This window comes from Vibrio sp. MarTm2 (assembly GCF_027587055.1).
GTDB classification, from domain to species: Bacteria; Pseudomonadota; Gammaproteobacteria; order Enterobacterales; family Vibrionaceae; genus Vibrio; species Vibrio sinaloensis_D.
The window spans coordinates 1-12,432 of sequence record NZ_JAPPTK010000001.1; the positions used below are offsets into that span (position 1 = coordinate 1).

General features: G+C 39.9%; 11 protein-coding genes. 2 read left to right on the forward strand and 9 right to left on the reverse strand.

The genetic code is table 11. The annotated features are described in order from the left end of the window. The 8 genes from OH458_RS00005 to OH458_RS00040 form a co-directional block, all read right to left on the reverse strand. Positions 1 to 918, reverse strand: a 918-nt coding sequence (locus OH458_RS00005; RefSeq protein WP_269976835.1) for a metallophosphoesterase family protein, incomplete at its 3' end; no start/stop codon positions are given. Positions 919 to 1,313: 395 nt separating this feature from the next. Continuing rightward, positions 1,314 to 2,177 (reverse strand): phage integrase N-terminal domain-containing protein, encoded by an 864-nt coding sequence (locus OH458_RS00010; protein WP_269976836.1) that lies wholly within the window; start codon positions 2,175 to 2,177, stop codon positions 1,314 to 1,316. Positions 2,178 to 2,736: 559 nt separating this feature from the next. Beyond that, positions 2,737 to 3,645 (reverse strand): hypothetical protein, encoded by a 909-nt coding sequence (locus OH458_RS00015; protein ID WP_269976837.1) that lies wholly within the window; start codon positions 3,643 to 3,645, stop codon positions 2,737 to 2,739. After that, the gene (locus OH458_RS00020; protein ID WP_269976838.1) at positions 3,645 to 5,417 is read right to left on the reverse strand and encodes an ORC-CDC6 family AAA ATPase; all 1,773 of its coding nucleotides are present in this window, start codon (positions 5,415 to 5,417) and stop codon (positions 3,645 to 3,647) included. Before OH458_RS00020 ends, OH458_RS00015 begins: the two co-directional genes overlap by 1 nt. Next, positions 5,410 to 6,582, reverse strand: a complete 1,173-nt coding sequence (locus OH458_RS00025; protein WP_269976839.1) for a metallophosphoesterase family protein — start codon at positions 6,580 to 6,582, stop codon at positions 5,410 to 5,412. The genes OH458_RS00020 and OH458_RS00025 overlap by 8 nt, the downstream gene beginning before the upstream one ends. Positions 6,583 to 6,848: 266 nt before the next feature. Beyond that, on the reverse strand, positions 6,849 to 8,135 hold the full coding sequence (locus tag OH458_RS00030) for an integrase (RefSeq protein ID WP_269976840.1): 1,287 nt from the start codon (positions 8,133 to 8,135) through the stop codon (positions 6,849 to 6,851). Beyond that, the gene (locus OH458_RS00035; RefSeq protein ID WP_043886865.1) at positions 8,136 to 8,345 is read right to left on the reverse strand and encodes a hypothetical protein; all 210 of its coding nucleotides are present in this window, start codon (positions 8,343 to 8,345) and stop codon (positions 8,136 to 8,138) included. A gap of 486 nt (positions 8,346 to 8,831) precedes the next feature. After that, positions 8,832 to 9,353, reverse strand: a complete 522-nt coding sequence (locus OH458_RS00040) for a GNAT family N-acetyltransferase (RefSeq protein WP_269976841.1) — start codon at positions 9,351 to 9,353, stop codon at positions 8,832 to 8,834. A 331-nt stretch (positions 9,354 to 9,684) separates the two neighbouring features. On the opposite strand from OH458_RS00040, the gene OH458_RS00045 reads away from it, so the two are divergent. Together OH458_RS00045 and OH458_RS00050 are read left to right on the forward strand one after the other, a co-directional pair. Beyond that, positions 9,685 to 10,260, forward strand: a complete 576-nt coding sequence (locus OH458_RS00045; protein WP_269976842.1) for a chromosome partitioning protein ParA — start codon at positions 9,685 to 9,687, stop codon at positions 10,258 to 10,260. Positions 10,261 to 10,609: 349 nt separating this feature from the next. Then, positions 10,610 to 11,086 carry a peroxiredoxin gene (locus OH458_RS00050; protein WP_269976843.1) on the forward strand — a complete coding sequence of 159 codons (477 nt, stop codon included), beginning with the start codon at positions 10,610 to 10,612 and terminating at the stop codon, positions 11,084 to 11,086. Between the two features lie 463 nt (positions 11,087 to 11,549). Here the strand turns inward: OH458_RS00050 and OH458_RS00055 are convergent, their stop codons facing one another. Then, the gene (locus OH458_RS00055) at positions 11,550 to 12,371 is read right to left on the reverse strand and encodes a phosphotransferase (RefSeq protein ID WP_269976844.1); all 822 of its coding nucleotides are present in this window, start codon (positions 12,369 to 12,371) and stop codon (positions 11,550 to 11,552) included. Between the last annotated feature and the right edge of the window lie 61 nt (positions 12,372 to 12,432).

The following is a 12,432-nucleotide window of genomic DNA, read 5'->3' on the forward strand; positions in this document are numbered from 1 at the left end:
ATAACTATCCTTTACTTTGAAGCCATTAAAATACAAAGAGCTAGAATCTATTACATCACTTCTTCTTTTCTTCTCCAAACTAGAGAAATGTTCTCCTTCCCAAATATGTTTTTCTATTAAAATATCTTCATCTTCTATAGAAAAGCTAACAAATCCGTTGTCATCCACATGATCATCATGAAATGAACAAGTTTCAACAATTAGTGTCTTGTTATTGTCAGTTTCTACTTTAAAGCTGCGTTCAATATGTTCATGGCCAGATATAATGATATTTCTATTGCTATTGAGGAAGTTTCTAACCTCTTTATGGTTGTTTGGTTCTAACCAGCTTAGCGGATGATGAAAGAACACAACCTTAATTTCCTCATTCCCAGAGGGCTCTATTAGCTGATCAATAGGGACAGTGAGGTCTCCACCTTTTTCATGAATTTTGGAACACCACGCTGTATTTATTGTTTGTATAGATACGTTATTACTAAGCTTAAATTCTTTGGATAGCAGAGTTGAGCTAGAAGCCTCAACGTTACAAACTTCAGATTCAAAATCAAAATAATCTTTCTGGCCAGCTGCTACAATTTGATAGACAGAATCATCAAAAGGAAGCCCCTTTGAACTTATCAATGCATCACGAGCTCCGCCTGTATATTTTGAAAAGTCATGATCATGGTTACCTGGAGTTAGTATTATTTTGAATTCATCGGAAAGAGATTTGAAAGACGAACGTATTAGGTCGTACTCTTCACTAGAACCACTAAAAGCGATATCACCAGCTACTAGTATCGCTACAGAACTATATTCACCATATATGCACTTTCTTTTTATCCATTCTTTGAGTTCAGTAAGTCGTCTATTAACTTCATCACCGTTATTTTCTCTCGCATGTATATCGCTAATAACGACAAATAGCTCATTATTCATTCTTTAAATCCCATTTTCCAATATTGAAAGGCCTGTTTTTGAGCCATCAATCAATACAAAGCTTTAAGCTATTGTGCTATCTCGGTGATAGTCAATCTCTTTAAAGTTCTTATTCCTGTGTTGCTAATGACGGAACAGGTAAAAATTTCTTCTATACAAAAAAACCTTTTTTGGAGATTCTGCCAAGATCCATACCTCGTAAAGTTAAACGCCATATGTAACCATTTTATATGCAACAAGAAACTCTTTATATCAGTGTACCCAATTGTCCGTTCATTAGGAACATGAGCTAGAGTGGAAACAATTGATTAAGTGATCAGCATCTCCTACAAACAATAAAAAGTGTTCTAACCTAGAACACTTTTAAGATCGGTTGTTGGGATCTAACCGTTAATTCAACGCCCTAAATAAACCGCTGTCACTTCCTCTCGGCTATGCCCTAGCTCTTCGCTAATGATCATTCTGGCTTCATAGTCCCGCTGCTTGTCTGCACCACTCAACCCTTTCGTTGAAGGGCCTCCCGCAGCAGGAGCACTATTACCCGTCAACTCAAAGTATCGCTGGTGCGCATACGCATGTCTCAGGCCATGTGCTCGCTCTAACCCCATCTTGATACATGCTCGTTCGTATCTACCTAAGTGGGTTTTATACGTATCCTCTCTCGGTATAAGTGAGCCATCCCCCACCCATTTTTTTATTGAGTCGATTAGTTCACGCTGCGCTTGGGTTCTGATTGGTACGGTTCGGGGTCTAGCGCCTTTCGTTTTAGTCAGAACTAAGTGATCACCTTTATCTGAGAAGCGCAGTATTATCTTCATGCACTCTTCTCGGCGAAGACCAAAGGCGGCTTGTAATCTGAAACTTGCTTCTAAGTAGCGATTATTGAGCCTAGATAATTGCTCATTTGATATATGGCGAGATCGATTGATGTTTGTAACGTAGTGACGTTTTTCTATACCGAGAGATGCATTGTTAGCGGGTATAAGCCCAGGCTTGCCAATTTTTTCTGATAGCCATCTTAGGTAAGACATTCGGTTTTTTATGGTACCTGCCGATAAGCCTTGTAATTGCCAATGAGTTAATAGCTTTACGGCGTGTCTGCGGCCAAAGTTCTTTAGCTCTAAGTTTCGTACATTCAGCTCTTTCAGTTGACTGTCCACCAGCTTGAGCACCTTTTTTCGCTCTGCTTGAGTAGCTTTCGAGCCGTCTGGGTTTCGGTGTAGTAAACGGGTAATTTGGAAATAGAAATTAGTAGCCATGCGCTAACCCTCTTCTTGTTCAATGAAAAATAAAGAGCCGCGTGTTGTCGGCTCTTTCTCTTGTCATTCGAAGGTTCTTATTTCACGGGTGCAGTAGTTAGGTATCAATGCGATTTCAGATTAGTGTTGTTACTCCCGCTCATTTCGACAGAACGCCTATCACTTCGATGAAGCAACTAGGTAATGGAGTGAGACTACTGTGCGGTCAGAAATTCCGAACAATTGAATGACTGTAAGCCATGTGCAATTGCTTAATCCCCAGAAGCCCGTAGGGCTAGTGAGATAAGAATGCGCTGGTAATTAATTGGTTTCTTTTACAAGTAGGCTATGCAGCAATGGCTGCGTATTTAATTCCATTTCATTGTGTGCGATGAGTGCTGAGTATTCAAATTTGGTGACGCTCTCAGCGTCAGTTTAGTTTCGGTGTCATTCGATGGTAATTCTGAGAATTGGCTCGGAAGTTAGTAATGGTGGGCGCTGTCCGTCCTGTCACTCCATATATGGAGTGACAGGACTAGTAGTTCAAGTAATTCTAATAATACAAAGTTCGAACTAGAAATTAGTTTGTTATAGTAAACAATACTTCCCTATGAGATGTGCGTTCAACAGGCTCTTCTGAGTGAAGGGAGGAAACACGCCAAACAGGCAATTTAGGATACAGTTCTTTGCCCAAAATAACAGCTATTGCAGCAAATATCTTAGGGCCTAACGGAACTAGTATCGCTCTAGACATATCGGACAACGAAACCATCAAAGATTTAAGATCTACATATGTTGCATATGGGTTGGTGACATCGTAACTAAATGTATTCTTTGAACCGATAGTTTCTAACAAGGGAGCGTTATTATCTCGCACTATACTTTCAAAATCTGAGAACTGATTCTTAGGGATAAATGCATATGAGTAATCAGCGTCATAATAGTTATACACACCAAGAGCTTTATGTTCCTCATACCCTAGGCCAAAGACTACAGATGTAGGCATTGATAAACTACCTAAATCGCCACTTAACTGATCAATAATAGGACCTAGTCGCTTAACAGGCTGAATTCCTTCCGGGGCATCAACAAAATACGAAAGGTTATAGCAAATAGTGATTATTGATTTAGCAGGTAGGTCACTAAGCATATTATATATGATAGAGGCCATCCGATGACGACTCATAACTGTTATATCTATAAAAACTCTCGGTTTTTCGACTGTTTTTGTAAGGTTAAGGACTTCTTCTTTAATCGTTGAAATTATTGACTCACAGTCATTTTCATAAATTTCGACGGTGAATTGAGAGAAGTACTTCTTATTTTCAGTGTACTTAACCATATCTCGGTTAGTTTCATACCCAACAACAATGTTTTTTTTGGAACTTAGGTGGTAATTTTTGAATGCAGATGTCGCTCTGCTTTCATAGCCTAAGCCATAAATTGCCAAATCAAAATCACCGGAGTACGCATCTTTATTAAATATCATCAAAAAAGCTCCTGCTGTGTATAAATCCTACCCGAAGGATCCACAATTTCAATCTTAGAATGGTTTAATATATCAATTAGATCAACTGGCCTTTGTGTATTTAGCAAAAGCCTATATTCCGGAGCAAATAAATAAGACAACCTACATCGAGCATTTTTTATGTCATCAATATCATGAAAAGAATCAATATCATTTTTCTCGATAATAAGGGCCCCTGAATTTAGTGCAAGGCCAATAGCTGATATATAGTTCTCATTATAAGGATTATTGAAAACTATACTTCCTTTTGGATCTGGGCTAAATGTTTCCCCATGTATCTCGGAGCTTAAGTACTTTCCAATTCTATGAATAATATCGAACAAAGTGACAAACTCATTTCCAGAAGATTCTACGGCAATAGTGCTTAGGAGGGACTTAAATGAATTAGAATAGCTATTTATCTTTTGAAGCTGCTCATGCTCTTTAACATAACCATTTTTCTTAACAAGTGCAGCAAAATCACTCATAATACCAACCAGCATTCTTGGATTATATTCTAGCATAGCACATATATTCTTAAATCCAGTGTAATATGAAGACGCACGCTTTCTAGATGATTTTTGTTTCTTATCTTTTAAGTAATAATTTCTAAGGTGTACATTAAATTGAATACGTCTAAATACCGCTTGACGATTCTCATCAAGGTCTTCGTAATTACCAATATTTATTTTATTCTTAGATGCATATTCATAGAATGACTTATCTTTTGAAATAAGTTCCTTCATTTCTTTGTTGCGATCTATCGCGAGTTCTGTCTCAAAGTACGAATCCACATCTCCAGTTAGATCATATTTCCTAAATATATTTTCACTTAATTCTTTCGAAAAGTTGAAGCCATCATCCCTAACGCCACTAAGGTTGATAAAGGTCAAGTCCTGCTTATTCATACCACTAAAAGAATCACGGGTTATAGAGACCCCTTTGTGGTACGGGGATAATGCCAACTTAAAAATAATATTCTGCGGCCCCCCTCGCATAGCATCGATTAAAGGCTGAATGAATACTTCTGGAGCCAGTTCTAATTCGTCAAATAGAAACGCCCATTTACCGTCACTTTCATTGAAATATTGATTAATTATTTGTATGCTAGTTTCAAGTATTCCAACTAAACGATCGTTTACAATACTTAGGTCATCCACTTCACTTTCATTCTCGATAGAAGCAATTTTAGTTGATATTTCTTGCTTCTTAATCGAAGTAGCGATCACCAACCCACGTAAAGATGGTATTTTAGGTGAAACTTTCCAGTAGTCAGATAGTGTTTGTACCAACTCGGACTCATCATTTTTACTTATGTCAGAAGCTAAGAAATTATTGCTTTTTTCAATATTTCGATTGGCCCTGTAACATACTACTTGGGCTACACATTCGAGTATATGATAGACAAATGAAGCTTCTAATAATTTCTGAACTTTTTTTTGCTTCTTGAACCGTACAGAGATTCTCTCATATTGACTTTTCCAAAACCTGTCTGTTGGAATAAAAACCCCAGAATATGAAATCTTATTTCGATATTTTTTTGCTATATCCTTATCCCATATCTCTAATACTTCGACATCAAGCATACGTAATAATGTTGTCTTACCACTACCTCTAGGACCAATCATTATCGTGTTGTTAGGTGTTGTTAAAAGATCATAGTGGCTGTTCACAATAAAGTCTGAACACAAATTTGACTTTGAAGTTGCTTTCGCGTTGAAAGATTCATTAAAGTTTACCGTTAAATCAATCATTGTTTGCCACCTGTAGAATCTTATTACCATTACAATCGAATTGTATTTTTTCTTTTGTCATCGTCTCTAACAACTCTTTAAACTGGCCTGGAGTATAGTAGTCGATCTCATTTTGTAATTCTGTAAGATCCTTTGACTCTAAGAATGGGTCCAACGACAGAAGCTTCACAATCTTACGAACTAACACTTGGGGAGTTATTGCCCCTCCAAAGCCACCTTTATGCGGTAAATGGTCACTCTGTGAAGGGTGCCAACCTCTCATTAGGTTCCATGAGTGTGATTCAAATGTTCCTACTAGCCTTGCTTCCTCGTATGTTTTATCCAAGTCAACATGCAGTATGTAAAATTGATTTTCAGTTCTATCCTTAATTTCAGGGTACAAGTTCGCACCTAAGCTGCCGGCGGAAAATATTACTGGTGGGGTTGATCTAACCGTCATCCCCTGGCAAACACTAGCAAAATGCTTATGACCATGTATTACTAACCAAGGTCCTACGTTGGCCTCATCTAATCGTTTGAGTAGATACTGACCTCCTTCCATCACCTCTTTGTCAAATTGATGGTCCACCTCTTCCATATGTACTGGGTGGTGGTGACATAATAGAATATTGAACTTTTTCTCATCAAATTTATCGCCGGACTTTAAATAGTTATATATTTGATCAGCGGTTTCAATTGCAACCCTACCATGCTGATACTCATCGTTGAGACCATGGTACGCACTTGAATTGAGCTTGATTATATTAAAGTCTTCAAAAGCTTGGTGCAGCCAGTGCCACCCCCAAAACATCGTGTTTGAAGTAAAGTCATCAGTCGGGAATGAAGGCTCAATGAACTTAATTTCGTGAATTGCCGAGAACTGTTTACCTGGTCTCGATTGATGATCATGATTCCCTGGAACACATAGTAGATTTTGTGCGCCTATCTGCGTTTTGACTCGATTCAAAAAGGACCATCCGGCTTTAAAGCCTTGCAGTTCTCCCTTATTAGATATGTCTCCCGGACAAACAAGATGATCAATTTGTTGGTCTAAGCCAGTTACATATTCGATAAATGCGTCAGCATGCTCGCTGCTGTTCGATACAGAGTCGAAGATCAGCCTCGAATCTTGCTTGTATTCTTCCTTCACCGTAGAGTGCAAGTCAGAAACAACTAAAAAACTCACTATATTCATTTTGTTGTATATTAAGACAATATTCCGGATAAGTATGACGTCTCATATGATTGCATATCATCATAAATAAGTCATTGAAATTCCGTAATTATACAATCTCGTCATCAATATTTGAGAGAAGGAGATACATCGTCAAGCGCGATTCCCAGAAGTAGTAACATGAAAACACATAAGCTTCATTTACGATCTTTATCATTAAATATTTTCTCTTTTCTCAAGGCGTAGTTACTATAAAAGGCGAAATTATATAGTCTTTTTCAATAGTCCCCTTCGTTAGGCTGACCAATATGGTGAACATTGAGCTTCACTTCAATCGCTGGAACCTGATTCCAGCGAATATCATTTTCTCTCGTGTATATCTTCGTTGTATCTGCATTCGCATGGGCCATTCGCTCAGTTGCGCTTATGCCCTGCTCTTCAATCATTCTGGCCGATAAACCTCGGATCTCGTGATAGGTCGGGCGAAGAGATTTCTTGAGGTGATCGTATAGGCCCAAAGAGTCCCTTACTTTGCTGAACTCTTTACTTATATTGTGGTGGTGAACCTGATAAAGATGGTCAGTTTCCTTAGAGATACCTCTTTGTAATTGGCGAGGTTTTCTATGCACCACGTATGGGCAGTGCAGCCTTGAGGTTTTGGATAGATCGACAATATCTTTGATCGCCTGCGTGACTGGAATCGCTACTGCTGAAGTCTCCGACTTTTGGACTTTTTGACGATGGATATAAAGCATTCCGTAGATAGGTTGGCCGTCAATGTAATCGACCCTACCCTCTGGATTCCACAGAATGCCGCAGACGCCTTCTCTAGGCTTCTTGATTCGATACCGCAATCGGTAGATTTCGCGCACAGCATGAGTCGTCTCTAAGGTTAAAGACATAGCGACTTTCAAGAACAGTGGCGCTGCTTCGTAGATCTGAAGATAGCTTTCGTAGTCTAAGTTGTGACGCGCTTTGGTGTAATCCTCTTTGGATAAACGTCGCTGTTTCTTGTTGAGAACAAAGTTACTCCCTATCGCACTCTCATCAGCCAAATAGGAAAATATCTTTTTCAGATTGCTGATTTTTCCATTTAGCTGTCGATTATTAAGCTCTGCATAGTATTTACCAATGTGCTCATTGATATGCTGTAACTTCAGTGATTTTGTTAAGCACTTGCCCATGTGCTCTTCCAACCTTTCGCAGTCACGCTCTAAGTTTCTAAAGACATCTTTTGAGAGTTTCTCTTCGGCTTTGACACGAGCCAACACGACAGGAAGCCAATCTTTTAAAGGCCGATTGAATTTATCCTTTCGGCCTTTAGAAACAGCTTTGCGAAATGGGGTCATCTCGGTTAGGGAAAACGCGCTTCCTAGCTCAGGACGATATTGCAAGTTGTATACATGCGCAGCTTGTATCGCTTCTTGCTCTGCAGTCCCGATAGGAAATAGCTTCTTCACACCATCTACGGTAGTAAACCGAAATCGAGGTTGACCCCTATGGCTCATTTTCACCAAGAATGGAGGATAATGAGCCGTTTCTTTGCTTCTAGCTCTACCAACCATTTATGACTCTAAGAATCTTAGGAGCTCACTCACCCTGTCCGCAGGGTTCCCTATTTCGTCGTCAACACAGACTAAATATCGGCCCGTTGGCGTTCTAGTGCCCTCAAGCTTGCCGTGTTTAATCCAGTTTATGATGGTGGTAGTGCATATCCCTGAATCAGGGTAAAACTCATCAATAAATTGTCTAGGTCTGATTTTACGTGTCGCCATGTCGTTCTCCTTACCTTTCTCACTACATGAAAATTAAGATTTTTCATTTACTGGTAGAAAAACTATGCACGATTTTTTCAGTGATATTCTATTTGCGCAGCAATTAAAGAAAATGTTTCCCGAAGCTTAAAATGATTCATAGAATCGATTTCAAGCCCACTTTAAGGTGGACTAATACAGTAGTACCAAGTTGCTAATGCATTGATTTAATTTCACTCTTTTATTTGCCTTTTAAACCGTTTTCTAGGCCAATTAGAGCTTAACCAGCAACTCTAATTACATGAAATTATTACAAATAAACACAATACAGCTATGATTACTACCAACATCGGGGTTTCACCGTTTTTGGGCAATCAATAAGTTAGGGACTCAACAGGCATTGCTAAGATTGGTATCAGAATAAAACGTCTTTGAGCTAATAGAGGCAGATGGTTGTAGTATCAATTCACTTGCACCTGCATTGAGTCTCGCACTTCAAACTTGAGACTAGGTGCGCTCTGACCACTCCGACCGTAACACGCCATATTTGATGGAGTCATAGTACTCACCATTGTAGTAACGAACCTTTCTAAGTCTTGCCTCTTGCTGAAAACTCAATTTCAACGCCAAAGACATCATTCGAGGATTACCCGACCAAGTTGTTAAACCAACCCTCTCGATTTCTTTAGTGTCGAATAAGTACGAAACCCATAGAGGTAGAGCAAGCGCAGCAATTCCTCTCCCCCAATACTGTGCATCGTAAATAACTACACCAGCTTCAAGCCAACGTGTTTCTTCACACTCCCAGTAGCAACTCACCGTTCCAACAGGAATATCGTTAACAGTGATCAATTGTAAGTCTGAGCCAGCCAGTAAACGCTGAAATGATGAATGTTTAAACTGTTCTAGTGATGGGTGGGAATACGGAAAGTAAGGACCATTAAACTTCATCCATTCATCGTTTGACGTAATCAAAGAATGGAGAGATTCTAGTTCGTCTTTCTTTGCTGGTCTTATTCCTACTTTCATATATTCCACCATAATTCCCGACTCTTGGTGTAAATTAACACCGCGCTAAATAGTAAACAACGTCAACCACCAAACCTAGATTATTGCGCATGGCAAACTTAGCTTAAACTGAATTTGCCATGCATTGTTATCTACGTATTTTCAGACTCTTCAAACCAAAACTGAGAACCAATATAATTATTGCGTACTACTCATTCCACAACCGTTGATATTGCAGATATTCTTAGGTTCTTTTTATCTGATTAAGCCCCAAAAACGTTCAATATTATTATACTGGCTCGCTTCAAACCTAATGCCAAGTTCTATAACTATAAAATGGAAAACCAACGACATGCGCTACATTACTCCAATATTGCTGCTTGCTCTTATAGGCTGTAAAGAAGAATCACCTCGCACTCATACTGGCACCACCCAAATCGAGAAAACCCCAGAATTAACTGCTCTACTTCAATCTAAAGAAACCGTCGATGAACAATTTGGTGTACTTTATGACGAATATGAGCACTTACTCGATAGAAGCGACTCGCTTCCAGGCCCAGATGAAAATAGTGATGGAATTCGAGACGATGTCGAAGCTTTCATTAATGCTCTGGAGGTATCAGAGCCGGTACGCAACGCGTTAAAGCAAGATGCAAGACAAACTCAAGAAAACTTATACTATGATTTTAGTGAGGCTACTGAGTCCAACATCGACAAAGCTTATGAAATTAGTCGTAAATATGACAGAGTAATCGCTTGTCAAAATTTTATAGGAATGTCGGTTAGAGACGCAACAAACACCTCAAATTCAATCACTGCACTCACCTATAATACAAAAGCTCGCACAATGGCCTACCTTGCGTACAACCGCCTGCTCGATGGCTCCGTCTCAACGCTGTTGGAGGCCAAGGAGGAGTATTGTGAATAAACCATAATACCTTTCATACTGTCTGCTGTTGTGTTTTCTTGCCAAATCTTGTAGCGCTGAATGCAATTACGTTAAGCGCTTTAACTGTGTTGCGATCAATGAAAAACAAGCCAGGGAAGCGTTAAAAATAGTCCTCCTCTAAATATCAAGTAGCATCAAGACGAGAAGATTGAATACCACCTTTTTACAACGACTCACATATTGGAAGTGGCGGGGTTAATGATCGAGGTGTCGGAGCGATTGACCATAAAACAGAAAAGCTTCCCGCTATACCCTTGTTTTCTGTGGGTGGTCCCTATTTACTTTGGCAGTTAGACTGTTCATGCAAACTAAAAAAATGGAGGTACATATGATCAAGAAAGGCCAAACAATACCTACCACAGCCCTCAGCGAACTCGGCGAGGAAGGAATGGTAACTCACAACACAGATGAGCTTTTTGCAAACAAGCGAGTGGTGCTTTTCGCTGTGCCAGGTGCATTTACGCCAACATGTTCTGAGGCTCATTTACCAGGATACGTTGTACTTGCTGACGAAATTAAAGCGGCAGGCGTCGATATCATTGCGTGTGTATCAGTCAACGATGCTTTTGTGATGCAAGCTTGGGGAGAAGCACAGAATGCCACAGAAATTATGATGTTGGCCGATGGTGACGCTAGCTTTACTAGAGCTCTAGGCCTTGAAATGGATACGGCTACATTCGGTGGAGTTCGCTCACAGCGATACGCAATGATTATCGAAGATGGTGTGGTGACACAATTGAATCTTGAAGAACCCAAGCAATTCGAAGCAAGTAAAGCTGAAACTATTTTAGCTGCTCTAAAGTGATCTTAAGAGCTGCAAGGGTTCCGGATGTTTCATTCTGAACCCTTTTCTTTGAACATAGAAAAAGAACCGTACTTCTACACACAAAACCTAACTTAAATTGAAATCTAAAGCATTGAGCATTGCGAGCTACGCTCTGGTAGGCTCTCAGATGACTGACGACCGTCGTCTCGATTTTGGGCAAATAATTGGTTTCATTAACATAATCCATCGTCATAGAAGTACTTTCAATGTTGGAGACTTTCCAAACACCATTGTTCAAAGTTAAAGCCCATATTGTTTCTACATCTTTGAACTTTTTACTCCCATCTACAATATTGCCTGTTTTTTATCTTTGAGGTAATTCCGCTCTTTTACGTCAACCAGCAACGTTTATGAGAGCGTTCAAAGGAGGCTGTGATTTGATATCGACTTTGAAGAAGCGCGTGAACCAGTGGAGCGTGTTCAATTGACTCACATCCAAGCTTTACCGCCCATTTTCTCTAACAAAACGCTCTCCAATCAAAACGTCTTCAATATACTGCTTGTGGCTGTTGAGATATTGAATATCAGCGAGATAAGCCAAGTGGTGTCCGTCTGCGATATTTTCAATGAATGCTGCGTTGCCGGCATCGGCTTCATTAAACATGTAATCGACTAATACTTGAATCCTATCTGTTATTGTCTCGACTAACCGCTCGCGCTCTGCTTCAAGCAACCCGTAAGCATCACAAAACTGTTTAGCTCGCAAAGACTGCGACTCTAGGTTGCCCATTGCATCAGATTCATGGGTTTTGAATGGCGCCCAGCAGTAAATAGCATACGCAATATCCCAAACCCTCGGCGCTGGATGTGCGGTATCAAAGTCAATAATCCCGACTGCTTCTGAACCAACGAGCGTTACATTATAAGGAGCATAGTCTCCATGACAGATGACCTCTCTGGGTTCACGACTCGGCAGCTTCCACACTAGTGCCTCATTCGAGTGTGTTGATAAAAATGTGCGAGAGGCGTCGTGATACGAGCGAAGAAGCTTAGCGGCAGAAACCAGAGCCTCCGTCGTAGCAATATGTCCTTTCAGAGGATAATTAAAAACATCACCAACGACATACGACACGATCTCATTGCCATTGCCATTGCCATTGCCATTGCAGTCAAAACCATGTGGCTTCGGTGCGGCATTGAAACCATTTTCTGCGATGTGGGACAGTAAACGATGTACTGTTTCAGACCACACACCTCGTGGTCGGTAAATTTTGTTATCAGAGCGAAAAATTTGCCCCTCTCGCCCGCCCTTGAGTTCTTCCATCATTATCCTTAGTACTAGCTTATTAAAGATATACAGCGAAGCTGCAACCAACGCTTTTCTT

Coding starts and splice junctions, on each gene's coding strand:
- OH458_RS00010 (WP_269976836.1), bottom strand. CDS start 2,177: ATGGCTACTAATTTCTATTTCCAAATTACCCGTTTACTACACCGAAAC.
- OH458_RS00015 (WP_269976837.1), bottom strand. CDS start 3,645: ATGATATTTAATAAAGATGCGTACTCCGGTGATTTTGATTTGGCAATT.
- OH458_RS00020 (WP_269976838.1), bottom strand. CDS start 5,417: ATGATTGATTTAACGGTAAACTTTAATGAATCTTTCAACGCGAAAGCA.
- OH458_RS00030 (WP_269976840.1), bottom strand. CDS start 8,135: ATGGTTGGTAGAGCTAGAAGCAAAGAAACGGCTCATTATCCTCCATTC.
- OH458_RS00035 (WP_043886865.1), bottom strand. CDS start 8,345: ATGGCGACACGTAAAATCAGACCTAGACAATTTATTGATGAGTTTTAC.
- OH458_RS00040 (WP_269976841.1), bottom strand. CDS start 9,353: ATGAAAGTAGGAATAAGACCAGCAAAGAAAGACGAACTAGAATCTCTC.
- OH458_RS00045 (WP_269976842.1), top strand. CDS start 9,685: ATGCGCTACATTACTCCAATATTGCTGCTTGCTCTTATAGGCTGTAAA.
- OH458_RS00050 (WP_269976843.1), top strand. CDS start 10,610: ATGATCAAGAAAGGCCAAACAATACCTACCACAGCCCTCAGCGAACTC.
- OH458_RS00055 (WP_269976844.1), bottom strand. CDS start 12,371: ATGGAAGAACTCAAGGGCGGGCGAGAGGGGCAAATTTTTCGCTCTGAT.